The organism is Bradyrhizobium sp. IC4059 (genome assembly GCF_020193615.1).
Lineage (GTDB): Bacteria > Pseudomonadota > Alphaproteobacteria > Rhizobiales > Xanthobacteraceae > Bradyrhizobium > Bradyrhizobium yuanmingense.
The window spans coordinates 237243-258017 of sequence record NZ_JADYVH010000007.1; the positions used below are offsets into that span (position 1 = coordinate 237243).

23 protein-coding genes are annotated in these 20775 nt (G+C 64.9%); 11 read left to right on the plus strand and 12 right to left on the minus strand.

Features of this window, described 5'->3' with window-relative positions; genetic code table 11:
* Positions 1 to 54 precede the first annotated feature (54 nt).
* Positions 55 to 381, minus strand: coding sequence for a hypothetical protein (locus tag I6F12_RS23035; protein ID WP_036014049.1), 327 nt, complete (start codon positions 379 to 381; stop codon positions 55 to 57).
* Positions 382 to 657: 276 nt separating this feature from the next.
* Here I6F12_RS23035 and I6F12_RS23040 point away from each other — a divergent pair, with 276 nt between their 5' ends.
* Both I6F12_RS23040 and I6F12_RS23045 read left to right on the plus strand, forming a co-directional pair.
* On the plus strand, positions 658 to 1323 hold the full coding sequence (locus tag I6F12_RS23040; protein WP_036014038.1) for a class I SAM-dependent methyltransferase: 666 nt from the start codon (positions 658 to 660) through the stop codon (positions 1321 to 1323).
* 15 nt (positions 1324 to 1338) lie between these two features.
* Complete coding sequence (locus tag I6F12_RS23045; RefSeq protein ID WP_036026523.1) at positions 1339 to 2382, plus strand: zinc-binding dehydrogenase; 1044 nt, start codon at positions 1339 to 1341, stop codon at positions 2380 to 2382.
* A gap of 30 nt (positions 2383 to 2412) precedes the next feature.
* On the opposite strand, the gene I6F12_RS23050 is transcribed toward I6F12_RS23045, so the two are convergent.
* Entirely contained in the window at positions 2413 to 3276 is an 864-nt protein-coding gene (locus I6F12_RS23050) for a LysR family transcriptional regulator (protein WP_225134047.1), read from the minus strand.
* A gap of 101 nt (positions 3277 to 3377) precedes the next feature.
* On the opposite strand from I6F12_RS23050, the gene I6F12_RS23055 reads away from it, so the two are divergent.
* Positions 3378 to 4688, plus strand: coding sequence for an aspartate aminotransferase family protein (locus tag I6F12_RS23055; protein WP_050995977.1), 1311 nt, complete (start codon positions 3378 to 3380; stop codon positions 4686 to 4688).
* A 20-nt stretch (positions 4689 to 4708) separates the two neighbouring features.
* On the plus strand, positions 4709 to 6319 hold the full coding sequence (locus tag I6F12_RS23060; protein WP_225157272.1) for a gamma-glutamyltransferase: 1611 nt from the start codon (positions 4709 to 4711) through the stop codon (positions 6317 to 6319).
* 62 nt (positions 6320 to 6381) lie between these two features.
* On the opposite strand, the gene I6F12_RS23065 is transcribed toward I6F12_RS23060, so the two are convergent.
* The gene (locus tag I6F12_RS23065) at positions 6382 to 7320 is read right to left on the minus strand and encodes a cobalamin biosynthesis protein CobT (protein WP_225157273.1); all 939 of its coding nucleotides are present in this window, start codon (positions 7318 to 7320) and stop codon (positions 6382 to 6384) included.
* A gap of 182 nt (positions 7321 to 7502) precedes the next feature.
* Here I6F12_RS23065 and I6F12_RS23070 point away from each other — a divergent pair, with 182 nt between their 5' ends.
* The 5 genes from I6F12_RS23070 to I6F12_RS23090 all read left to right on the plus strand — a co-directional run bounded on the left by I6F12_RS23070 (position 7503) and on the right by I6F12_RS23090 (position 13218).
* Positions 7503 to 9647, plus strand: a complete 2145-nt coding sequence (locus I6F12_RS23070) for a GumC family protein (RefSeq protein WP_225157274.1) — start codon at positions 7503 to 7505, stop codon at positions 9645 to 9647.
* 2 nt (positions 9648 to 9649) lie between these two features.
* Positions 9650 to 10813 (plus strand): cellulase family glycosylhydrolase, encoded by a 1164-nt coding sequence (locus tag I6F12_RS23075; protein WP_225157275.1) that lies wholly within the window; start codon positions 9650 to 9652, stop codon positions 10811 to 10813.
* Between the two features lie 56 nt (positions 10814 to 10869).
* Entirely contained in the window at positions 10870 to 12429 is a 1560-nt protein-coding gene (locus I6F12_RS23080; RefSeq protein ID WP_225157276.1) for a hypothetical protein, read from the plus strand.
* 101 nt (positions 12430 to 12530) lie between these two features.
* A complete protein-coding gene (locus I6F12_RS23085) occupies positions 12531 to 12749 on the plus strand; it encodes a hypothetical protein (RefSeq protein WP_036026528.1) in 219 nt (72 codons plus the stop codon).
* A gap of 10 nt (positions 12750 to 12759) precedes the next feature.
* Positions 12760 to 13218 (plus strand): hypothetical protein, encoded by a 459-nt coding sequence (locus I6F12_RS23090; protein WP_225114321.1) that lies wholly within the window; start codon positions 12760 to 12762, stop codon positions 13216 to 13218.
* 87 nt (positions 13219 to 13305) lie between these two features.
* Here the strand turns inward: I6F12_RS23090 and I6F12_RS23095 are convergent, their stop codons facing one another.
* The 5 genes from I6F12_RS23095 to I6F12_RS23115 all read right to left on the minus strand — a co-directional run bounded on the left by I6F12_RS23095 (position 13306) and on the right by I6F12_RS23115 (position 15685).
* Positions 13306 to 13734, minus strand: a complete 429-nt coding sequence (locus tag I6F12_RS23095) for a hypothetical protein (protein WP_036026530.1) — start codon at positions 13732 to 13734, stop codon at positions 13306 to 13308.
* Between the two features lie 21 nt (positions 13735 to 13755).
* Complete coding sequence (locus I6F12_RS23100; RefSeq protein ID WP_074448055.1) at positions 13756 to 14109, minus strand: hypothetical protein; 354 nt, start codon at positions 14107 to 14109, stop codon at positions 13756 to 13758.
* A gap of 59 nt (positions 14110 to 14168) precedes the next feature.
* Positions 14169 to 14669, minus strand: coding sequence for a hypothetical protein (locus tag I6F12_RS23105; RefSeq protein ID WP_057027814.1), 501 nt, complete (start codon positions 14667 to 14669; stop codon positions 14169 to 14171).
* 206 nt (positions 14670 to 14875) lie between these two features.
* Complete coding sequence (locus I6F12_RS23110; RefSeq protein WP_225152010.1) at positions 14876 to 15268, minus strand: hypothetical protein; 393 nt, start codon at positions 15266 to 15268, stop codon at positions 14876 to 14878.
* 72 nt (positions 15269 to 15340) lie between these two features.
* Positions 15341 to 15685 carry a DUF1236 domain-containing protein gene (locus tag I6F12_RS23115; protein WP_036014486.1) on the minus strand — a complete coding sequence of 115 codons (345 nt, stop codon included), beginning with the start codon at positions 15683 to 15685 and terminating at the stop codon, positions 15341 to 15343.
* A 21-nt stretch (positions 15686 to 15706) separates the two neighbouring features.
* On the opposite strand from I6F12_RS23115, the gene I6F12_RS23120 reads away from it, so the two are divergent.
* Together I6F12_RS23120 and I6F12_RS23125 are read left to right on the plus strand one after the other, a co-directional pair.
* Positions 15707 to 15898 (plus strand): hypothetical protein, encoded by a 192-nt coding sequence (locus tag I6F12_RS23120; protein ID WP_036014485.1) that lies wholly within the window; start codon positions 15707 to 15709, stop codon positions 15896 to 15898.
* 278 nt (positions 15899 to 16176) lie between these two features.
* Complete coding sequence (locus tag I6F12_RS23125; protein ID WP_225157277.1) at positions 16177 to 17496, plus strand: aminotransferase class V-fold PLP-dependent enzyme; 1320 nt, start codon at positions 16177 to 16179, stop codon at positions 17494 to 17496.
* Positions 17497 to 17523: 27 nt separating this feature from the next.
* Here the strand turns inward: I6F12_RS23125 and I6F12_RS23130 are convergent, their stop codons facing one another.
* From I6F12_RS23130 to I6F12_RS23145, 4 genes are all read right to left on the minus strand, one after another.
* Positions 17524 to 17922, minus strand: a complete 399-nt coding sequence (locus I6F12_RS23130) for a VOC family protein (protein WP_225126981.1) — start codon at positions 17920 to 17922, stop codon at positions 17524 to 17526.
* A gap of 153 nt (positions 17923 to 18075) precedes the next feature.
* On the minus strand, positions 18076 to 19149 hold the full coding sequence (locus I6F12_RS23135) for a M48 family metallopeptidase (RefSeq protein WP_050995992.1): 1074 nt from the start codon (positions 19147 to 19149) through the stop codon (positions 18076 to 18078).
* 28 nt (positions 19150 to 19177) lie between these two features.
* The gene (locus I6F12_RS23140) at positions 19178 to 19576 is read right to left on the minus strand and encodes a DUF2846 domain-containing protein (protein WP_225114314.1); all 399 of its coding nucleotides are present in this window, start codon (positions 19574 to 19576) and stop codon (positions 19178 to 19180) included.
* Positions 19577 to 19735: 159 nt separating this feature from the next.
* A complete protein-coding gene (locus I6F12_RS23145) occupies positions 19736 to 20758 on the minus strand; it encodes an LLM class flavin-dependent oxidoreductase (protein WP_225114313.1) in 1023 nt (340 codons plus the stop codon).
* Positions 20759 to 20775: the final 17 nt, after the last annotated feature.

Sequence of the window (20775 nt, forward strand, 5' to 3'; positions counted from 1 at the left end):
TATAGCGCGGCGGAGCGCGGAATCAAGACACGGACAAGCGGATGAGCGAGGCCTTCACCGCAGGCCCTGCTCGTCGATCAGGATGCGGTGGATCTCGATGCGCTCCGGCAGCTCGATCAGGAACTCCGCGTCGCGCGCGAGATGATGGACCTTGGTCGGCTCGCCCTTGGTGAAAGCCGTCATGGCTGCGATGTCCGCCCAATAGGAAATGGTGGTGAACCACGTCTCCTCGTCGCGGTCCTCGCGCAATTGCTGCACGCCGAGCGCGGTCTTTCGCAGCGGCGGGATGCCCTCGGCCTGCAGATAGGCCTGGTAGGCGTCGGCGAGGTCGCGGCGGGTACGGCCGCGCCAGACGCGGGCGATGGTCGGCTTGGTCGGCATGGCAGGATTCTCCTCGCTGCCGAACGCCGTGCGGCGCATCTCGTTCCAGCGTCGCCATGTCACGGCCGCCGGCAGCCGCGGCTGGAACCTGGCGCTTGGTCGGCACTGGCGATTCATGGGCCGGATCTTGACCGACGCCGCGGCAGCATTTCCCCATCATTGATCTGAAACAATGATGGTCTTCGCCACAAATGCTAGGGCCAGTCGCAGGTCACGTGCGAGGCTCCCCAGGCCGGTTCAAGACAATCTCCGCGCGTGATGAAATCCGAGGGCTCAATGGGACGACTGCTGAATATCGTAACGCCGCTGCACACTGCGACCAAGCGCGACTACATGGGCCGCATGAACGACGACAAGATCGGCTGCTCGCTGAAGGCGCGGGAGTACGAGGCCGATTACTGGGACGGCGATCGCCGTTTCGGTTATGGCGGCTACCGCTTCATCGAGGGGCGCTGGGCCCCGGTCGCCAAGGCGCTGATCGAGACCTATGGCCTGAAGGACGGGTCGAGCGTGCTCGACGTCGGCTGCGGCAAGGGTTTTCTGTTGTACGAGATGCAGAAGATCCTGCCGGGTCTGAAGGTCACCGGCTTCGACATTTCCAAGCATGGTCTTGCCAATGCACACGAGCAGGTGAAGCCGTATCTGTTCAACTATCGCGCCCAGGACGTCTATCCCTATGGCGACGACAGCTTCGACCTCGTCATCTCGCTCGGCACCCTGCACAATCTCAGGCTCTACGAGCTCGAGGCCGCGCTCAAGGAGATCGAGCGGGTCGGCAAGAACAAATACGTCATGGTCGAGGGCTACCGGAACGTCACCGAGCTGCACAACCTCGAATGCTGGGCGCTGACGGCAGAATCCATCCTGCACACCTCGGAATGGATCTGGCTCTACGGCAAGCTCGGCTACACCGGCGACTACGAATTCATCTATTTCGAGTGACCGGGCGCGCGATCCATGGACATCAAGACCGCGAAGGCCGCGATACTCGTCGAATCCGGCAAGCCGCTGATCGTCGACGAGTTCAATCTGCCCGACAGGCTCGAGCATGGTCAGGTGCTCGCCCATGTGCACACGTCGAGCATTTGCGGCGCACAGATCAACGAGATCGACGCCGTCAAGGGCGTCGACAAGTTCCTGCCGCACCTGTTGGGGCACGAGGCGCTGGCGACCATCGTCGAAACCGGACCCGGCGTCGTCTCCTGCAAGCAGGGCGATACCGTCGTCATGCATTGGCGGCCGGGGAAGGGCATCCAGTCCAACACGCCGGTCTATTCCTGGCGCGGCAAGCGCCTCAATGCGGGCTGGGTCACCACCTTCAACGAATATGCCGTGGTGTCGGAAAATCGCGTCACGCCCGTTCCTGATACGATCGACCGCACCAGTGCGCCGCTGCTCGGCTGCGCGGTGACGACCGCGCTCGGCGTCGTCAACAACGATGCGCAGATCGCCATCGGCGAAGCCGTCGTCGTATTCGGTGTCGGCGGCGTCGGATTGAACATCGTGCAATTCGCCGCGATGGTCGGCGCATGGCCGGTCATTGCGATCGATCGCCTCGACAACAAGCTGGCCATGGCGAAGGATTTCGGCGCCACCCACATCGTCAATTCCGAGACCGTGAAGGATGTGGCCGCCGAGGTCCGGTCCGTCACGGGGGCCGACGGCCCCGACAAGGTCGTCGAGACCACCGGCGTCAAGAACCTGATCGAGCTCGCCTACGAGATCACGGCTAAGAAAGGCCGCTGCATCCTGGTCGGCGTGCCCCGCGAGAAGGCCGAGATCTATACCCTGCCGTTGCACTTCGAGAAGGTGCTGAAGGGCTCGGAAGGCGGGCAATGCCAGCCCGCGCGCGATATCCCGCGCCTGGTGCGACTCAGCGACGCCGGCAAGGTGAGCTACCGCGGCATCGTCACCCACGAGTTCGCGCTCGACGACATCAACGACGCCCTGGATCTGATGCGCAGCGGCACATCGGGACGGATTCTCCTGAACATCAGCTGAGCGCTGCGCTCGCCGCACACGCGCAGGTCACTAATCGATCTCCGCCTTGGTCTTCAGTCCGGGCAATACGGTGCGGACGTGCTCGGCCAGCGTCGTCGCCAGCAGCGAGGGCCTCGCCTCCGAGAATTCGAGCGCGATGCCGATGGTCGGAAGCAGGGGCAGTCCGGCCGAGACGACGTGTAGATCGAACGGGACGGCGGTTCGTGTCAGGACGCTGATCGCATGACCGGACCGCGCGATCGCGATCAGGCCGGCGAGGCTGTTGCTCGCGTAGGCGACCCTGTAGCGCCGATTGACCGCGTCCATCGCGGCGCAGGCGGCGCGGTAGTCCAGGCTCATCGGCGCCGCCAGCGCCAGCGGCAGCACATCCTGCGTCAGTATTTTCGGTTCGGCCTCGTTCGCGACCCAGACGAAGCGCTCCTCCCGGATCACCTCGCGCGCTCCGGCATCGGACAGCGAGACCAGCGCCATGTCGATCTGGCGCCGCGCCAGCATCGGGCGCAGCTCGGAGGTCGGTGCGCAGACCATGCGCAGCTCGACATTGGGATGCAGCGCGCAGAACCCCTTCAGCAGCGCCGGCAGGAAAGCGATCGAATAGTCCTCCGGGCAGCCGAGGCTCAGCGTCCCCTCGAGACTCTCGCCGCTCATGTCGGCGAGAATCTCGTCGTGCTGCGCCAGCAGCGTCTCGGCGTGGGCGAGCAGTTTCTCGCCGGCCGCGGTCAGCCTCATGCCGGATCCGCTGCGGTGAAACAGCGGCTGCGTGATCGTCTGTTCCAGCCGTTGCATCTGCATGCTGAGCGCGGACTGTGTCCGGCCAATCTGCAAGGCCGCCAGGCTGATCGAGCCGGTGCGGGCCACGACGACGAAATTCCTCAGAAGGTTGAGATCCAGCATCGACATCAAGAAGATTGATATCCAAATTGAATTATATCAATTAGCCTGAAGTCAAATTCTTGACTAGAGGTCGGACGTCCCCCAAGCGAGAGGTGGCTGTCATGACCTTGAATGCCGATCCCGATTTCTGGGCGTCCGCCAACACGCATCTGACCCGCTATGGGCCGAGTTTCGAGCCCGTCATCATCGAGCGTGCGGCCGGCAGTTTCGTCTACGACGCCGACGGACGCGCCATCCTCGACTTCACCTCGGGTCAGATGAGCGCCGTGCTGGGGCACACGCATCCCGACATCGTTGCTACGGTCGCGCGGCAAATGGGAGCGGTCGCTCATCTCTTCAGCGGTATGCTCTCGCGTCCGGTGGTGACGCTGGCCGAGCGTCTCGCTGCGCTTGCGCCCGGTCTCGATCGCGTGCAGTTGCTGACGACAGGCGCGGAAGCCAATGAAGCGGCGATCCGGATGGCCAAGCTCGTCACCGGCCGGCACGAAATCGTCGCCTTCGCGCAAAGCTGGCACGGCATGACCGGCGCGGCGGCGTCGGCAACCTACAGCGCGGGCCGGCGCGGTTATGGGCCGGCCGCGGTCGGATCGTTCGTCATTCCCGCGCCGAACGCCTATCGGCCGCGCTTCAGGAACGTCGACGGCAGCAACGACTGGCAGACCGAGCTCGACGATGCGTTCGCACTGATCGACAGCCAGTCGACCGGTAGTCTGGCGGCCTTCATCGCCGAGCCGATCCTCTCCAGCGGCGGCATTCTGGAACTGCCGCTCGGCTATCTCGCGGCCTTGAAGCAAAAATGCGAGCAGCGCGGCATGCTGCTGATCCTCGACGAAGCTCAGACCGGAATCGGCCGCACCGGGCACATGTTTGCCTTCGAGCGTGACGGCGTGGTGCCTGATATTCTCACGCTGTCGAAGACGCTCGGCGCCGGTCTGCCGCTCGCCGCGGTCATGACGACAAAGGCCATCGAGCAGACTGCGTTCGAGCGCGGCTTCCTGTTCTACACCACGCATGTCTCCGATCCCTTGCCCGCCGCGATCGGCGTCACGGTGCTCGACGTGGTCGCGCGCGACGGGCTGGTCGCGCAGGCAACCGCCAGAGGCAACAGGCTCCGGGATGGATTGCTGTCGCTGCAGCAAAAGTTCGAATGCGTCGGCGACGTCAGGGGCCGCGGGCTTCTACTCGGTCTCGAAATCGTCGTCGACCGGCAGTCCAAGACGCCGGGGTTTGAACTCGGCGCGCGGATCATGGAGGAGACCATGCGTCGCGGTCTCAGCATGAACATCGTCAAGTTGCCCAGCATGGGCGGCGTATTCCGCATCGCGCCGCCGCTCACGGTGTCCGAGGCCGAAATCGATCGCGGTCTCGAGATCATGTCGGAGGCGATCCAGGCTGCTGCGACGACGCACTGATCGGGGAAGGCCTTTTCCGGATGCAACTCGCCAGGACATATGGGCGTCCGACGCTGTTCTCGCGGCACGGCATGGTCGCCGCCGCGCATCCGCTCGCGGCGCAGGCCGGTGCACGAATCCTGATGCAGGGCGGCAATGCGTTCGATGCGGCCGTCGCCACGGCGGCCGCCCTCAACGTGGTCGAGCCGTTCATGTCGGGGCTTGCCGGGTTTGGACTGGCCACGATCTGGGTGGCGATCGAGCAGTGCATTCGCGTGCTCGACTTCGCGCCGCCGATGCCCGCAAGCTTCCCGGTCGGCAGATACACCAGCAGATTCGAGCTCGAGCGCGGTCCGCAGGCGGCCTCGACGCCCGGCAATCTCGCGGGCTGGTGCGAGCTGCTCTCGCGCTATGGACGCAAATCGCTTCCAGACGTCTTTGCGCCGGCGATCACGCTGGCGCAGGGCGGCTTTGCGCTCTCGGACTTCGGTGTTGATGAGATCAACGAGCAGGTGCCGCTGCTCGAACCCTGGCCGGACCTGCACGCCGCACTGGTCAGGAACTATCTCCCGGATGGAATGCCGGTGAAGCTCGGCAGCATCGTCGCGCAGCCTGATCTTGCGCAGACTCTTGCCGAGATCTCCGACTTGGGGCCCGAGCATCTGTATGGCGGCAAGCTCGGCCGGCGGATCGTGGACTATCTCGCCACGCTCGGCGGCAGCCTGACGCTGGACGATGTCATCGCCGTCAAGCCGCATTGGTTCGATCCCCTGACCGTGTCCTATCGGGGGCTCGAGCTTCACGTCCCGGCGCAGCAATGTGGCGGCTTTCAGTTCGCCCTGACCCTCAAGATCCTTGAAGGCTTTGACCTCGGGCGTCTGCCGAAGGACGGTGCCGATCATCTCGACACGGTCTATCGCGCGATCCGTCTCGCCGCCGGCGAGCGCATCGCCCATGGCAATCTGGGACCGGATCAAGCCGCTGCAGCGATGTCCGAGGCGACGATCGCGCGGCTTCGCCAGCGTGTGAGCGACGGCCGCCCGATCACGGGCCCGACAGAGCAATGGATGCCGCAGGATCGTGCCGATCCCGGCCACACCACCTCGTTCTCAATCGCCGACAGCGAAGGCAATCTGGTCTGCATGACGCAAAGTCTCGGCAGCCCGTTCGGCAGCGGCGTCGTGGTGCCGGGGACTGGCGTTTGCCTCAACAATCATCTGCATTGGGCCGACGTGCAGCCGGGAAGCCCGAACCTCGCCAAGCCGGGCGATGCGTTGCCGGTGACGCTGGCACCGTCGATTGCGACGCGCGGCAGCCGTCCGGTGCTCGCGCTGGGGACGCCCGGCAGCTACGGCATCCCGCAAACCCAGGCCCAGGCTTATGTGCAGCACATCGAGTTCGGCCTTCCGCTGCAGCAGGCGATCGAGGCGCCGCGTTCACGGCTGTGGGACGGCCGCTTCATTCAGGCAGAGAACCGCATCGCGCCGGAGACCATCGCCGAACTGAAGCGCCGCGGCCACGAGATCGAGATCTTGGACACCGGATGGACCATGCTCTGCGGCGGCATGCAGGCCGTCGCGCTCGATCCGGTCACCGGCGTGATGACCGGTGCCGCCGATCCGAGACGGGACGGGTATGTCATCGGCTTGTGAGCGGTCGCACATCGAGGCGAGCGCAGGCAGGCGCCGCTGACGCGCGCCGCGCCGGAATGCAACTAGACCGACGGATGCAAGAGCCGGTTGATGAGCTGAACCAGGGCGCTTTCCAGCTCTTCAGGAGAGCTGATCGTGAGGCCCTCCTTGTAGTACTGCTCGACCGGATGGCCGATACCTATTGCGGCAAGCCTGATATCGCCGGCCTGCTCGATCTCGCCGATGACACGGCGCAGATGGCGATCCAGATACAGGTCGCCATTCTCGTGCAACGTGGAATCGTCGACCGGCGCGCCGTCGGACAGCACGATAAGGCATTTCTGTCTTTCGTCGCGCTGGCGCAACCGCGACGCAGCCCATTCGATGGCCTCGCCATCGATGTTTTCCTTGAGGAGATCCCGCCGCAGCATCTCGGCACAATGTCGCGCGCTCAGTGTCTCTGCGGGGCTGCAATAGACGACATGCAGCAGATCGTTCAAGCGACCGGGATAAGCGGGCTTGCGGTCGTTCAGCCATTTCTCCCGGCTCTGTCCACCCTTCCAGCGTGCCGTCGTGAAGCCGAGCACATCGTGGGCGACGCCGAGGCCGTCGAGCAGATCCGAGGCGACCAGTGCAGCCCTTGCTGCGAACAGGATCGGCTTTCCGCGCATGGATCCGGAATGGTCGATGAGCAGTGTCACGATCCTATCCGAAGGGGACCTGTCCTGCTGTTGGGCGGCGGCAAGGTCCGCGCGTCGTCCCGCAAGCTCCGCTTCGAGGTCGTACAGCGGTCCGGGGTCGACTTGCGGAAATCGCTCCGCCGAGCGGCGATCGGGCGACGCGGCCAGGACGGCATCCAGATCGCCGGCCTTGATCTCGAGGTCGTAGTCCCTTGTATAGGCCCGATAGGGCCGGGCGGGATCGAATGGGACCGACGTCTGCCGGGACTTCCGCAGCGATGGCAGAAAGCTCAACGCCATCAGTACAACGAGTGCCGTCAGGAAAGCGTCACGCGAAAGCAAGCCGGCCTCCAGTGATCTCGATGATCAAATACAGCAGCGTGGCTGGCCGCGTCGCGTTAACGAATCGTTCACCGCTCAAGACGATCCCAGCCCAGTCCAGCCGTAACCGGCGGTTAACCATGGATATTTACGGTGTAGCAAGCCTCTGAGCTATGACTGTCAGTTGATTTCGAGTCCAACCCATGGCGTTCGGTAGCCGCGCATCTCCGCGAAGCATCGCCCCGACGGAGCAAGCGGCTTCGTGGGAAGCGCCGCGCGCTGCGAAGGCGAAGCCTGACGGCGCCTCGCCGGGACTGACCAAGGGATCGCTGACCGTCTCCGGGACGCTCTCCTTTCTGCGCGAGAACGGCCGGCGCATTCTGACGCTGGCGCTGGCGCTGTTCGCCCTCGGCGTCGTCGCCCTGATGGTGCTTCCGGTCCGCTATGCCGCGACGGCCCTGGTCGTGCTCGATCCGCGCGAGCTGCGCGTGACCTCGGAGCAGGACGTGCTGCCCGGCATCGGCCAGGATGCCGCGGCGCTGCAGAGCCAGATCGAGATCGCCAAATCCGACGGCTTCCTCCGCCCCCTGATCGAGCAGCTCAAGATCGCGGACGACGAGGACATCGCGGGCGGTTATACCGACATGACGCGCCTGCTCGAAAGATTCCGCAACCGCCTCGAGATCACCCGGCGCGGGCTGACCTACGTCATCGCGATTTCCTTCACCTCCAACCGGCCGGATCGCGCCGCCTACTACGCCAATGCCATCGCCGAGGCCTTCGTTGTCAGCCAGGGCCGCGTCCGCACCGAGGCGACGGACGAGGCGGCCGGCTGGCTCCAGGACCGGCTGAAGACGCTGAGCGAGCGCCTGCGCGCGTCGGAAGACGCAGTCGCCGCCTTCCGGCTCGAGCACAACATCGTCAATGCCGGCAAGGAATCCACCACGCAGCAATTGCGGGTGACCGATCTGACCCAGCAGGTCTCCGCCGCCCGCGCCCGCACCGAGGAGGCCAAGGCGCGCTACGAGCAGGTGCAGCGCGACGTCAAGGCCAATGTCGAAGGGCCGGTGAAGCAGGATCTCCTCAGCATGCTGCGCGCGCAGCGCTCGGCGCTGAACGACCAGATCGCGCAGAAGAAGGCGGTCTATGGCGACCGCCATCCCGACCTTGCGATCTCCTACAGCCAGCTGGCGGATATCAACCGGCAGATCGAGATCGAGCGGAAGAAGAACATCGATACGGCCAAGTCCGAATATGAGGCTCAGCTGGAGCAGCAGAACGCGCTGGAAAAGCAGCTCAAGGCGGTCGAGACCAAGATGCTGCGCGACGGCCAGGCGCTGGTGAAGCTGCAGGAGCTGCAGCGCGACGCCGATGCCAACCGCAACATCTACGAGCAGTTCCTGTCGCGGTTCAAGACCACCAATGAGCAGCGTCAGCTGCAGGCGTCCCAGACCAAGATCGCCTCAATTGCCATTCCGCCGTTGCGCTCGACGCGTCCGCCGCTCGCCTTGCTGCTCGCGGCGCTGGCGATCGGCTCGCTGCTGACGTCGACCGCCGCCGTTGCGGTGACGACGAGCCTGTCCGCCGACAAGCCCGAATCCGTTGAGGCGCCTGTCTCACGTGAAGCGGAGGAGACGCCCAACCGGCAAGTTTCCCCTCCTGCTGCCGCCGCGCGCCCAGCCGAGGCTATGCCCCGCCTTCCTGTCTGGGCCCGCATCCCCGAGCTGGCGCCAGGAGGCGGGATCAACACGGTCTGGCAAAGACCGGTCAGCGCGTCGGCCGAGCTCGATCTCGGCCCCCACTTACGGCCGCTGCTCGAACGCATCGACCGCGTGCCGGTGCGCGGCTGCAAGGTCGCGCTGGTCTTGTCGGTCGGTAAGAGCGCCGGCGGCAACACGGTGGCGCGCTCCCTCAATCGCGCCGCCGTCAACCGCGGCATGATGAGCGTGCTGATCCGGCTCCAGCCGGAATTTGCAGGCTCCCAGCCGCCGGTGACCGAATGGCAGGACGGCTCGACCACGGCGGGACTTCAGTCGATCGACGAGTTGCTGAGTGCCGGGCGGAAGCCCGATGCGCGGCCCGAGGACGATATCCGCTCGGAGTTCGACCTGATCGTGGTCCACGCCGGCAATCTCGCCTTGCAGCCCGACGCCATTGCGCTCGCCGCGCATGCCGACCTGATCGTTCTGGTGGCGCGCGCCGGCGAGCTTGGTTCGTCGGCGATGCGCAGGGTGACCGCGGCGCTGGCAAGATACGCGGCGGTGCCGACCGGCCTCGTCGTCAATCACGTGCCCGCTGATTCAATGGTGGCTCAGCCCGACAGTGGCGCTTTGGGCCTTGCGGTGTGACGATGACAGTCTTGCGCCGCCGTCTGCTGGCTGCGGCGATGCTGTTGTCGATCGCGGTCGGCCGTCCGGTATTCGCCGAGGATTGCGTGCCACTGCCGTCGACGGTTTCGCCCGGGCGGCTTGCCGCCCTCTCGCGCGGCTTCAACGCCGACGGCTGGATCAACGGTGCGCCGCCGAGCCGCGCGCTGCTGCAGCAGCTGCGCAAGGCGGGCATGAGCCATGTCCGCCTGCCGGTGCCGGCGGAGCGCGTGATGCCGCGCTTTGCCGCAAAGGACGAGCGCGAGGCGACGCTGCGCGTGCTAGACGGCGCGTTGAAGCAGCTGACCTCGCTCGGCTATTCCAGCTCCGTCGACCTTCATCCGGGCGAGCGCTTCCATCGCCTGCACAAGGATGATCCGGATGCAGCGATGGGCGAGATGCAGGAGGCCTGGCGCGCGCTTGCTGGGGTCATTCGGTCATATCCAGCCGATCTAGTCTTCGCCGAGTTGCTCAACGAACCCGATATCGAAGCGGACCGATGGCAAAAGGAGGTCGAGGCGCTCGCCGCCTTCGTTCGCGGGTTGCTGCCCGCCACCACGCTCATCGTCGGTCCGGTCAACTGGCAGCGCGCGGACTCGCTGCCGCGGTTTCGCCCGCTGGCGGACCCTGACGTCGTCTACGCCATCCATTTCTACGACCCAATGGTGTTCACCCATCAAGGCCATTGGGACGCGCGCGATCCGCTGCACGACATCAGGGATCTGCCTTATCCGATCAATGCCGGCGATCCCAAGGTTCAGGCGCTTCGGCAGGATTTGCAGGCTAGGGCCGCGGTCAAGGCGCTCGCCATGCTCGATACCGCGATTGCCGCCTCCAGGGACAAGCCGGGGGCCGATCGCTGGCTCGCGCCCGCGCTCGCATGGCAGCAGCAATTTTCGCGGCCGATCGTCGTCAATGAGTTCGGCGTGTTGAAAGCCGGCGCCCCCCGGCAGAGCCGGTTGCGCTGGCTGGCGGAGGTCACTGCCTATGCTCGCGCGCATTGCTGGGGCTGGGCGCATTGGGAACTGGAGCAAGGCTTTGGCCTCGTCGATGCCGCAACCGGCAAGCCCGATCCCGACGTGATGCGGGCGCTGCTCGGCGCGCCCGGCCGGCCTGAACGGGCTCCCGCTGCGCGCCGCGATCGTTAACGGATCCTTACCCCTCGCGCGGCTATCGTGTCCGGCGCGATGGCAAAGGACGATTGATGAGCGCCGGGTACTCACCGCAAGGCCAGAGCGTGCAGGCCGCGCCGTCGCCTCCGGCCTGGCGCGAGCTGGCCGCGACCTTCTGCATCGCCATCGCGGCGATCGGCTCTGCGCCGGTTCTGCACCTCGCCAATCCCGCGCTGGCCATCACCATCGAGGTCCTGATCGGCATCGCCATCGTCGTTGCGGTCCCGACGTCGGCGCCGGCCGTCGCGATCTTCGTCCTGTTTTTCCAGAACCTGTTTGTCTCCGTGCTGTCGCCGCTGGTGCCGCTGCCCTCCGATCTCGACTTCATCAAGGGCTACAATTTCCTGCTCTGCTCCGTGATGTGGCTGGCGACGTTCGGGCTTTACGTGCTCGGCCGGAGGAGTCAGTCGAGGGAAATCAATCAGATCATGCGCTGGGGCGTCGTCACCCTCGCCGTCGTCTCGCTCTATTTCGCGATCGGCTTCGTCCAGGACGGGCAGCCGGCGGCGGTCTATTTGCGCAACATCGTTCTGCCGCTGTTTCTGTTTCAGCTGTCGCTCCTGACCGCGGCAACCTTTGAGGTGCGCATCACGCCGTTCCTGGTCGCGCTCGCGGTCATCCTCATGCTGTGCGGCTATGTCGAGCTCGTCTTGCGCGATGTCTGGCTGGCCGTCACCAACGGCCATACGTTCTGGGGCTTCGACGAGCTCAAGGCGACCCATTCCGGCGTCTGGGAAACCCAGATGCGGCAGACCGGCAACGTGCCCGTCACACTCAAGGATCGCTTCAGCTTCGACTTCCTGAACACGCCTTTGCTCGAAGGCTTCGGCCTGTCGAAGATGCTGCGCATTCACGGCCCGAACATGCACCCGATCAGCTTCGCCTACGGGATCGGCTTTCTCGCCCTGTTCCTGTTCTCGGTCGGGCGACCGCTGCTCGCCCTGGCAGCCCTGCCGCTGCTGGTCTTCTGCAGCGTGAAGGGAGCGCTCATCACCGTGGTCTTCGTGGCTGCGGGCTGGATCGGGACTCGCCTCATCGGTGCCGTAGCGACATTGCTGCTGGGGTTCGCCGGCATGATCGCCTTTGCGATCCTGGCGATCCGCATCGGCCTGCAGATCGGCGACTATCACGTCATCGGCCTGATGGGCGGCCTCGACGGATTCGTGCAGAGACCTTACGGCCGGGGCCTCGGCATCGGCGGCAATTTGTCGGACAGCTATTTTTCGATCGATTGGAGCGCCGCGCAGGCGGCCGGCACGATCGACGGCGCGGTCGAAAGCGCGATCGGCGTCCTCTTGTACCAGATGGGCATTGCGGCCTTCGTGCCGCTGGCCTTCTATTTCGCGATGGCGCTCAAGGCCTGGCGCCTCTACGCGTCGTCGGGATATCTGACGCAGGGCCTCGCCGGCTTCGGCGTGCTCGTCGTTCTGCTCAACGGATTATTTCAGGAAGAGGCCCTGTTCGCGCCGCTCGCGCTGGGCCTGATGCTCTCGCTCGCCGGTCTCGTCATCGGCAGCCATGCGAGGGTGCAGAGCGTTGCAAACGAGGATGCCGAGCCCGCTCGGCTCACCGGCTACCAGCCGGCTGTGTGAGCTGCCGACCTGCCGACGGTCCAGTACTCGGGACCGTGCCCATCCAGGAACTTCCGTTTTTTCCCGGCGTTGAACACGACCCGCACAAGCCGACGCACGCGATGAAGAATTTTTCCAACGCCGAATTTTCTCCCGAGGTGATCGAGATCATGACGACCGCGCTGGAAGCTGCCGTTGCGACCCTGCCGGATCCCGTGCATTCCTCGCATGTCAACGCGCTCGCCGAATCCATCCTGCGCACCGCCGGCGCTGGCGAGCGGGACGTCTCCAACCTGCAAAGGATGGCCTTGATGGAGCTGCAACTGGCGCCGCGCAAATGACGAGGCGGACATGAAGACATTGCTTGCCGCAATCATCGCGCTCTGTGCGACATCCTCGATCGCCTCGGCAAGCGGCTGGAGGACTTACCGCATCCCGGAATCCGGAACGTCGGTCGACATTCCCGCCGCGATCTTCACCGAACCGGCCGGCAAGCCTGACGGATATGGGCAGCATTTCCGCAGCTCCGACGGCAATGCCGACTTCACCGTTCAGGCCGTCGAGAACCGGCAAGGTCTGTCGCCGGCCGAATTCCTCGCCAGCAAGAATCCGCCGACGGGGATCATCTACAAACGGATCAGCTCGAACTTCTTCGTGGTCTCGAGCATCAAGCGCGACAAGATCTGGTACAACCGCTGCAATTTCGCGCGCGGCTACGTGCACTGCGTTCTGATCAACTACCCGGCCGCCCAGAAGCGGCGATGGGATGCCGTCGTCACCCGGATCAGCCACAGCCTGCGTGGTGGCTGAGCCGGCTCGCAAGACGGAAAGTCGAAAACGGAAAAGCTGCCCGGGCCAAGCCGGGCAGCAGGTGGTGAGGAATAGAGCCGCGCGATGCTAGCGGGCCGTCGTCGTCGTCCTCGACATTGTCGGCTTCGAGCCCGGCACATGCGACATCGTCTTGGTGGTCGAGCCGACCTGCTCGCCGGCCTTGACCTTGGTGCGGGTGTGCGAGCGGCTGAACGTGCCGCCATCATGGGCTTGCGCGCGGGCGTTGGAGTTCAGTACCGGACCGTTGCCCTTGTTCATGCTGACGCCGGTCTTGGTCTTGCCGTCGACGGTAGCGGCGCTTCCGCCGGCCGCGATCGAAGAGCCGGTGCGGCCCGTCGCCGAGGTGGACGTTCCGCCGGTGCCGACGGTGGAGGCGGAGGTGCCGCCCGCTGCAGCCGAGCCGCCGCTGCCACCGGTGATGCTGGTCTGCGCCAGCAATGGTGAAGTGGCGGCAAGCAGAAGCGCGACCGCCGAGGTCGTAACGAGTGTTCTCATGTTTTCAATCCTTTCTATGCCTTAAGGCGACGAGGTCGAGATCGTGCAGCCGTTGACGGTGATGGTGCTGGCGCTGGTGGAGCCGGGCCCACCCGCCGTCGACGAGGAGCTCGAGACGTGGCCGCCGCCCGCTTGCACATTGACCGACGATCCGCCGGCAGAGCTCGAGCTCGACAGCGAACCGCTCGATGCGGTCGAGCCCGTCGTGCCCGAACCCGATGCGCCCGCGGCCGTGATGCTGCCGTCCGCATGCTTCACCACCGTCACCTTGCACGTCTCGCCCGACGCCGTCTTGCCGGTCTTTTCCATAGTAGCCGCCTGAGCTGCGCTAAACGTCAGTGCCAACGCTGCGATCGCAATGATTGATCTGTTCATGCGAGTTCTCCTCCAACAAAGACGAAGGAGCGGCATCGCTGCCGCTCCTGGTCAAGGCACTAGTTCTTGTCCTTCTTCCACTCGTCCTTGTTATGGCCCTTGCCCTTTTCGAGGCCCATGTCGCTGGCGTGGCTACCGGACTTGCCGTCGCCCATGCCGGGCGATTTCGACGAACCGGACTGGCCAACGGTCGAGCCGCCCGCAGCCGAGCCGCCAGTGCCGACGCTGGATGAGCTCTTGCCATCGCCCGCCGATGAACCACCGGTGCCGAGCGTCGAGGCCGAGCCGCTGCCCGAGCCACTGCCGGCCGCCGATCCGCCGGTGCCGACGGTCGAAGAGCTGGTGCCGCCGCCGGCCGACGAGCCGCCGGTGCCGAGCGTCGAAGCAGAGCCTGACCCGCTGCCGCCAGCCGAAGAGCCACCGGTGCCCACCGTCGAAGAGCTGGTGCCGCCGCCGGCCGATGAACCGCCGGTGCCGACCGTCGAGCTCGATTGCGCAACGGCGAGCGCCGTGCCGGCCAGCAGCGCGGCCGCAGCCGCAGAGAGCTTCAGGATCCTCATGTGCATTTCCTCCAGGTTTCCAAAAATCAAATCGCCAATCAGGCCCGGGATAAATTGGCAATCGCGGAAACGTTCCTTGTGTCGGACACGTTGACGCTTCGATTCAGCCTGAGACAGTTCCGCGACGCGAAGCGCACAGCTTTTATTCATTCAGCGTTCATCTGGTGCTGCGGCCATGGAGTCGCGTTCGCTACGATCGCCGGCTCTCAGAATGCTCCGGCCGTCACCTGACGCGTGGAGAGGCGAGAGGAAGCCGCGCGGCCATTCCGATTCGAATGCAGACCGGCTGCGCGCGCCGTGTCGCGCCGAGATGCCGCGACGTCCGGCGTTCGCGTTTCAAGCATCGTCAATGCGCCGCTCGTACCGCGATCAGGCGCGTCGGCGGCGAGCAGGGGAGTGGAGACGGTGGCGGCGATCCGAGTGGATGTGTCGAAGATGATTTTGTCAGGCAGCGCCCGTGCGGAGTGGATGCGAATGGTGGCCCGAGCGGCCTCCGGGCCGGCAGCACGCTCCGCGGGCTGCGGCAGAGAGCGATCCAGCAACAAGAGCAGCGCCACCGCGAAAATGCTTGCAAATACGACGTATCGGACGATCGGCATCAGGCGCTACCGCAAACGAGCTGTCGAAAGAATGCACGGGCGGGCCGCCGCGACGACCCGCCGTGCGGCGGTTTAGTCAATCTCCTGAACGACCATGCGGCTGCCGGGATCGACCAACATCACGCGGTTGCCCGAATAGACGTAGCGGTACTTGGTGAGCGAGGGACCCCAGTCACTCGGCACGGCTGCGAGCTCGACGTCGCTCGGCACGGGCGAACCGACGACGATCTTTTCGCGCGTTTCGACCGGACGGATCTTGCGCTCGGTGACGTAGGACCGGATCTTGGTGCGGGACTCCGGTTCGATCTGCACGGCCGCGCCGTGCCCGGCCCCGGTCGTGGTGGTGACGGTGGTTTGTGCCATCGCGCCCGTCGACACGAGCAGAGCGGCGGCCGAAATCAACATGAGCTTCTTCATTGCGTTCTCCCTCGCCGCTGCATGCGGCGCTGCAATGAACTCGCCATCAGCTGCGCCGTTCCGGAGAAACCCGGAACGTTTGCCGTTTTTTCCCGTTCTCTCACCGGGAGCACTCAACTGGAGGAGAGGAAAATGCCTGTGTTGATTCTTTGGGCGGTGCCCGCGCTCATCGTCCTGGGCGGCGGCATCTATCTCATCGGCTACCTGCAATGAATGTGAAGGTTCCGGTTTCCGGACAAAGGAAGAAACCGGACCCCACATCCGCTCGCGCGCGTCGAGGCCGGTGCTCCGGCCGCGCCGTCGCCATCGGCTTCCGATCATCGCATTGTCACGCTCCGGTCATCTCCGCTGCATCGTCCGTTGCTCTTGTCCCGCGCGCCAGAGCCTGCTTCGTCCGGTGACGTCGGAACGGAGCTCTGGATCGTCGTTTGGCGTTTTCGCGATGCGATCCCGACGCCGCTTCGCTCGAAAACGCTCTGGGGAGAGCTGACATGCAACTGATCAGGACGTTTTCAGCGGACCGCCGCGCGATGCTCAAGGGCCTCGCGGCAGCAGCCGTGGCGCCGCTTGCGGGGCCGGCCTTTGCCGCCGAAGGACTTCCGCCGCAGCCGACCGGCTCAGTGGCTGCCATCGCCACCGACAAGTCCTATTGGGCGGCCGTGAAAGGGCTCTATGCCGTGACGCCGGACATCGTCAATTTCGAGAACGGCTATTGGGGCATCATGGCCGAGCCCGTGCGGCGCGAGTTCATCCGCCAGTCCGACATGGTCAATTATCAGAACACCTATTACGCGCGGCTGCGTGCGGGTGCGGATTTCGAGGCGGTGCGCACCAAGGTGGCGGAGGCGGTCGGCGCGCTTCCAGCTGAGATCGCGCTCACCCGCGGCGCCACCGAAGCGCTCCAGCTCCTCATCGGCGGCTACAACAGGCTGAAGCCGGGCGACAGCGTGCTCTATGCCGATCTCGATTATGATTCGATGCAATATGCGATGAACGCGCTGAAGGCGCGCCGTGGCGTCAACGTGGTCAAGTTCGACGTGCCGGAGCCCGCCACCCGCCAGGCTGTGCTCGACGCCTATGCCCGCGCCATCGAGGCGAACCCGAAGACGAGGCTTCTGCTCCTGACCCATGTCAGCCACCGCACCGGCTTCGTCATGCCGGTCGCCGAGATCGCCCGCATGGCCAAGGCCAAAGGCATCGACACGATCGTCGATGCCGCCCATTCCTGGGGACAGCTCGACTTCCGGGTGAGCGAGCTCGAGGCCGATTTCGTCGGCTTCAATCTGCACAAATGGCTGGGCGCGCCGCTCGGCGTCGGCTTCCTCTACATCAGGAAGGATCGCCTCGCCGCCATCGACCGCAACATGTGCGACGAGGATTTTCCGGAAAGCGATATCCGCTCGCGGGTGCATACCGGCACGGTCAATTTCGCCACGATGCTGACGGTGCCCACGGCGCTGGCGCTGCATCAAGAGATCGGCGCGGCGGCGAAGCAAGCGCGCCTGCGCCACTTGCGCGATTATTGGGTGAGCCGCGTCCGCGGCTTCAAGGACATCGAGATCCTGACGCCGGATGAGGCCGGCTCATATGGCGCGATCACGTCGTTCCGCCTCGCCGGCAAGACCGGCAAGACCGACAACGAGGCCATCGTTGCGAAGCTTCGGGACAGCTACCGGATCATGACGGTGCGCCGCGCCGGCGTCGCCAAAGGCCAGTGCATCCGCGTGACTCCGGCGCTCTTCACCGACGAGGCCGATCTCGACCGCCTCGTCGAGGCGCTGGCCGTCATCACGGGGACGAAGACGGGGTGAGCGTCGCGGAAGCGGCGTCGTCGGGCGTCAACTGCGGCTGGAGGGCTGGATGAGGTCCCAACGGTTGCCGCACAGATCCTCGAAAACCGCGACGACGCCATAGGCCTCGTGCCGCGGCGGCCGGACGAAACGCACGCCGGCGGCAACCATGCGCGCATGATCGCGCTCGAAATCATCCGTTTCCAGGAAGAGGAAAACGCGCCCGCCGGTCTGGTCGCCGATGCGCGCCGTCTGCGCCGGCCCGTCTGCTCGCGCCAGGAGCAGGCCAGAACCAGGATTGCCCCGCGGCCGCACCACCACCCAGCGCTTGCCGCCGCCGAGCGGCGTGTCCTCGCAAAGCTCGAAATCCAGAGCGCGCGTGAAGAAGGCGATCGCTTCATCATAGTCGGCGACCACGAGACTGACGAGTGACAGACGCTGATTCATCGCGCGACCCGGCGAATGGCGGCAAGCTCGCTGTGGAGGAGACAGGATAGCATAACACTGTCCAGCTCGCGTGATCCTGCCGCCGGTCCCAAGAGCTAGCACGGACACACGAAGATCGTCGAGCAATTGTTCGCTCGGCCAGAGCCCGCACGTTCATCTGCCGACGCTGACCCACTCCTGGACCTTCTTCCGCCATTCCTCATCGAATCGTAAGGTGAGTTGGTTGGCAGCGTCCGGTGAGAGAAGTTGGTCAACCGCGGACATTTGTATCTCGCCAACGTCAGGTACGTCGATGTATCCGAGGCTGGCCAACCGCTGGCCAAAAGGCGGATGTGTCGAATCGGGATCGTGCTGGCGGCTCAGACTGGCGACGGCGGCGGTCATGAATCCGGGCGCTCTTATAGCTGGAATCTGATCTAAGATTCGCGCGAATGGCGGCGATGGCGCCTTGATTGCGCCGAGCACCTCCTTCTGCAGGGGAGCGAAGACGAGATCGGCCAGACGTGCTCCACAAACCTCCATCATCACCAGCGCGCGTGCCATCTCCTCGCGTCCAACCTGCTCGGCCGCTTCCAGATCGGCGGCAAGCTCGTTCTCCCGTGACAATGCCTTGTATTCCTTCTCCAGCCTTTCGAGCAGGGAATGGAGTAGGATGCGAGCAATGTATCCGGTAATCGTGTGCTCCGGATCGGCGTAGAAGAAAACGTTCTCCGCGGCCGCCATGAAATCGGCGAGGTTGGTGCCTCCCGAAGTGTGCCGAAGCCGGGCGTGCGCCACTTCATGAGCGATAACGGCACGAACCGATCGCTGGTCCAGGATCATCAACAATGGCAGACCAATGGTCATCGTGACATGCTGCCCGAACACGCCCGCATACCGGCTTTCTTCCGAGATCGAAGCGTTGAAATCGGTGTCGACCAGCAGAGTGCGGTTCGATCTGACAAAACTGCGATCGAGCTCCCTCCATGCGGCCCAAAGCCCCGGGGCGGTCTGTTCGTCGGCTTCGAAACCGCCATGCTTGCGCGAAGGCAGGAACAGGAGCCCAATTGCGAGTGCTATGGTGGCCATGGAGCTTGTGAACACAATCGGTGCCGTGGCCAGCGCCGCAATCGTGTAGCGGTCCATGATCATCAGCCAGATGGCGAGAATCGTGCATGCCAGCGCGACGACGGGAAGCACCGCATAGCGACCAAGGCGCAAGACGATTTGCAGAATAAGGCGTTTCATCCGCGTTTCGGCCGCGGAGAGCCTCAGATCACGCCTTGCCACATGAGCTGTTGCTCTGATGCAAGCTGGCGACGTCGGCACGACCCTGGCTTTCCGTGACCTGAACCAACGTGATCGCACCGGGCGTGATGATTCCCACCTGTGGCTGGGCGGAGAGGTAGGTGGTGCTGCCGGCGCGCAGATCGAGGCTCACTTTCTCGCTTCCCTGCCCGAACAGGTTGGTACTCAGTGGAAGATTGTTGACCGCAACCTCGTGGCGGCCCGGAGGCAGCTCGCAGGCGACGAACCCTGCAGCCTGGCTGCCTCCAACGACGTTTCCATCGACCGCATAATTTGGCTGGATCGCAAAACCGAGGGCGGACGATCGATAGATGACAAGCCGCGCAGTGTTGGCCTTGACGTTCTCTGTCAGCGCCGAGCTGCCCATCGGCCCTGACGCACACCCCGCTAGCAAGAATGCTGCAACGAAAATTCCTGGACGCAAGCCCATTCAACCCCCGATCAGTCCAACAATGCCCCGGGGGATCATTGGCGTCGGTGGTGCATGAAGTCAATCACGACTTGCGGTCGTGTCACGCCTTTCAGGTCACCGCCACCCCAGCGCCGGCGCGACATGCATCAGGATCGCCTCGATCGCATGCGCGCAATAATCCACGCCGAGCTGGTTCGGGATCGTCAGCAGCAGCGTATCGGCTTCGGTGATCGCCTCGTCCTGGCGCAGCTGTTCGATCAGAACGTCCGGCTCGGCCGCATAACTCCGCCCGAAGATCGCGCGCGTGCGCGGGTCGATGAAGCCGATCTGGTCTTCGCTGCCGCGCTCGCCGCCGAAATAGGCGCGGTCGCGCTCGTCCATTAGCGCGAAGATGCTGCGGCTGACGGAGACGCGGGGCTCGCGGCTGTGGCCGGCTTCCTTCCACGCCGCGCGATAGGCGCGAATTTGTGCCGCCTGCTGCACGTGAAAGGCCTCGCCGGTCTCATCGTTCTTCAGCGTCGAGCTCTGCAGGTTCATGCCGAGCTGCGCCGCCCACACCGCGGTGGCGTTCGAGCCGGCGCCCCACCAGATCCGCTCGCGCAGGCCCGGCGCATGCGGCTCCAGGCGCAACAGCCCGGGAGGATTGGGAAACATCGGCTGCGGGTTGGGCTCGGCAAAACCTTCGCCGCGCAGGAGATCGAGGAAGACCTCCGCATGGCGCCGCCCCATGTCGGCATCGCTCTGGCCCTCGGCCGGCCGATAGCCGAAATAACGCCAGCCGTCGATCACCTGCTCTGGCGAGCCGCGGCTGATGCCGAGCTGCAGCCGTCCGCCGGCGATGAGATCGGCGCTGCCGGCGTCCTCCACCATGTAGAGCGGGTTCTCGTAGCGCATGTCGATCACGGCCGTGCCGATCTCGATTCGGCTCGTCTTGGCGCCGACGGCCGCGAGCAGCGGAAACGGCGAGGCCAGCTGCCGCGCGAAATGATGCACGCGGAAATAGGCGCCGTCGGCCCCGAGCTGTTCGGCCGCGACCGCCAGCTCGATCGATTGCAGCAGCGTATCCGCCGCCGAGCGCGTCCGGGATTGCGGCGAGGGCGTCCAGTGCCCGAAGGAGAGAAATCCGATCTTTTTCATGCGGGCAACATATGGCT

Bases quoted from the DNA above. Each gene is read 5' to 3' on its own strand.
- I6F12_RS23095 (WP_036026530.1), bottom strand. From the start codon at position 13,734: ATGAGAACACTCGTTACGACCTCGGCGGTCGCGCTTCTGCTTGCCGCC.
- I6F12_RS23115 (WP_036014486.1), bottom strand. From the start codon at position 15,685: ATGAAGAAGCTCATGTTGATTTCGGCCGCCGCTCTGCTCGTGTCGACG.
- I6F12_RS23125 (WP_225157277.1), top strand. From the start codon at position 16,177: ATGCAACTGATCAGGACGTTTTCAGCGGACCGCCGCGCGATGCTCAAG.
- I6F12_RS23110 (WP_225152010.1), bottom strand. From the start codon at position 15,268: ATGCCGATCGTCCGATACGTCGTATTTGCAAGCATTTTCGCGGTGGCG.
- I6F12_RS23070 (WP_225157274.1), top strand. From the start codon at position 7,503: ATGGCGTTCGGTAGCCGCGCATCTCCGCGAAGCATCGCCCCGACGGAG.
- I6F12_RS23140 (WP_225114314.1), bottom strand. From the start codon at position 19,576: ATGGGCAGCTCGGCGCTGACAGAGAACGTCAAGGCCAACACTGCGCGG.
- I6F12_RS23135 (WP_050995992.1), bottom strand. From the start codon at position 19,149: ATGAAACGCCTTATTCTGCAAATCGTCTTGCGCCTTGGTCGCTATGCG.
- I6F12_RS23060 (WP_225157272.1), top strand. From the start codon at position 4,709: ATGCAACTCGCCAGGACATATGGGCGTCCGACGCTGTTCTCGCGGCAC.
- I6F12_RS23145 (WP_225114313.1), bottom strand. From the start codon at position 20,758: ATGAAAAAGATCGGATTTCTCTCCTTCGGGCACTGGACGCCCTCGCCG.
- I6F12_RS23040 (WP_036014038.1), top strand. From the start codon at position 658: ATGGGACGACTGCTGAATATCGTAACGCCGCTGCACACTGCGACCAAG.
- I6F12_RS23090 (WP_225114321.1), top strand. From the start codon at position 12,760: ATGAAGACATTGCTTGCCGCAATCATCGCGCTCTGTGCGACATCCTCG.
- I6F12_RS23100 (WP_074448055.1), bottom strand. From the start codon at position 14,109: ATGAACAGATCAATCATTGCGATCGCAGCGTTGGCACTGACGTTTAGC.
- I6F12_RS23105 (WP_057027814.1), bottom strand. From the start codon at position 14,669: ATGAGGATCCTGAAGCTCTCTGCGGCTGCGGCCGCGCTGCTGGCCGGC.
- I6F12_RS23045 (WP_036026523.1), top strand. From the start codon at position 1,339: ATGGACATCAAGACCGCGAAGGCCGCGATACTCGTCGAATCCGGCAAG.
- I6F12_RS23120 (WP_036014485.1), top strand. From the start codon at position 15,707: ATGCGGCGCTGCAATGAACTCGCCATCAGCTGCGCCGTTCCGGAGAAA.
- I6F12_RS23130 (WP_225126981.1), bottom strand. From the start codon at position 17,922: ATGAATCAGCGTCTGTCACTCGTCAGTCTCGTGGTCGCCGACTATGAT.
- I6F12_RS23050 (WP_225134047.1), bottom strand. From the start codon at position 3,276: ATGCTGGATCTCAACCTTCTGAGGAATTTCGTCGTCGTGGCCCGCACC.
- I6F12_RS23085 (WP_036026528.1), top strand. From the start codon at position 12,531: ATGAAGAATTTTTCCAACGCCGAATTTTCTCCCGAGGTGATCGAGATC.
- I6F12_RS23075 (WP_225157275.1), top strand. From the start codon at position 9,650: ATGACAGTCTTGCGCCGCCGTCTGCTGGCTGCGGCGATGCTGTTGTCG.
- I6F12_RS23035 (WP_036014049.1), bottom strand. From the start codon at position 381: ATGCCGACCAAGCCGACCATCGCCCGCGTCTGGCGCGGCCGTACCCGC.
- I6F12_RS23080 (WP_225157276.1), top strand. From the start codon at position 10,870: ATGAGCGCCGGGTACTCACCGCAAGGCCAGAGCGTGCAGGCCGCGCCG.
- I6F12_RS23055 (WP_050995977.1), top strand. From the start codon at position 3,378: ATGACCTTGAATGCCGATCCCGATTTCTGGGCGTCCGCCAACACGCAT.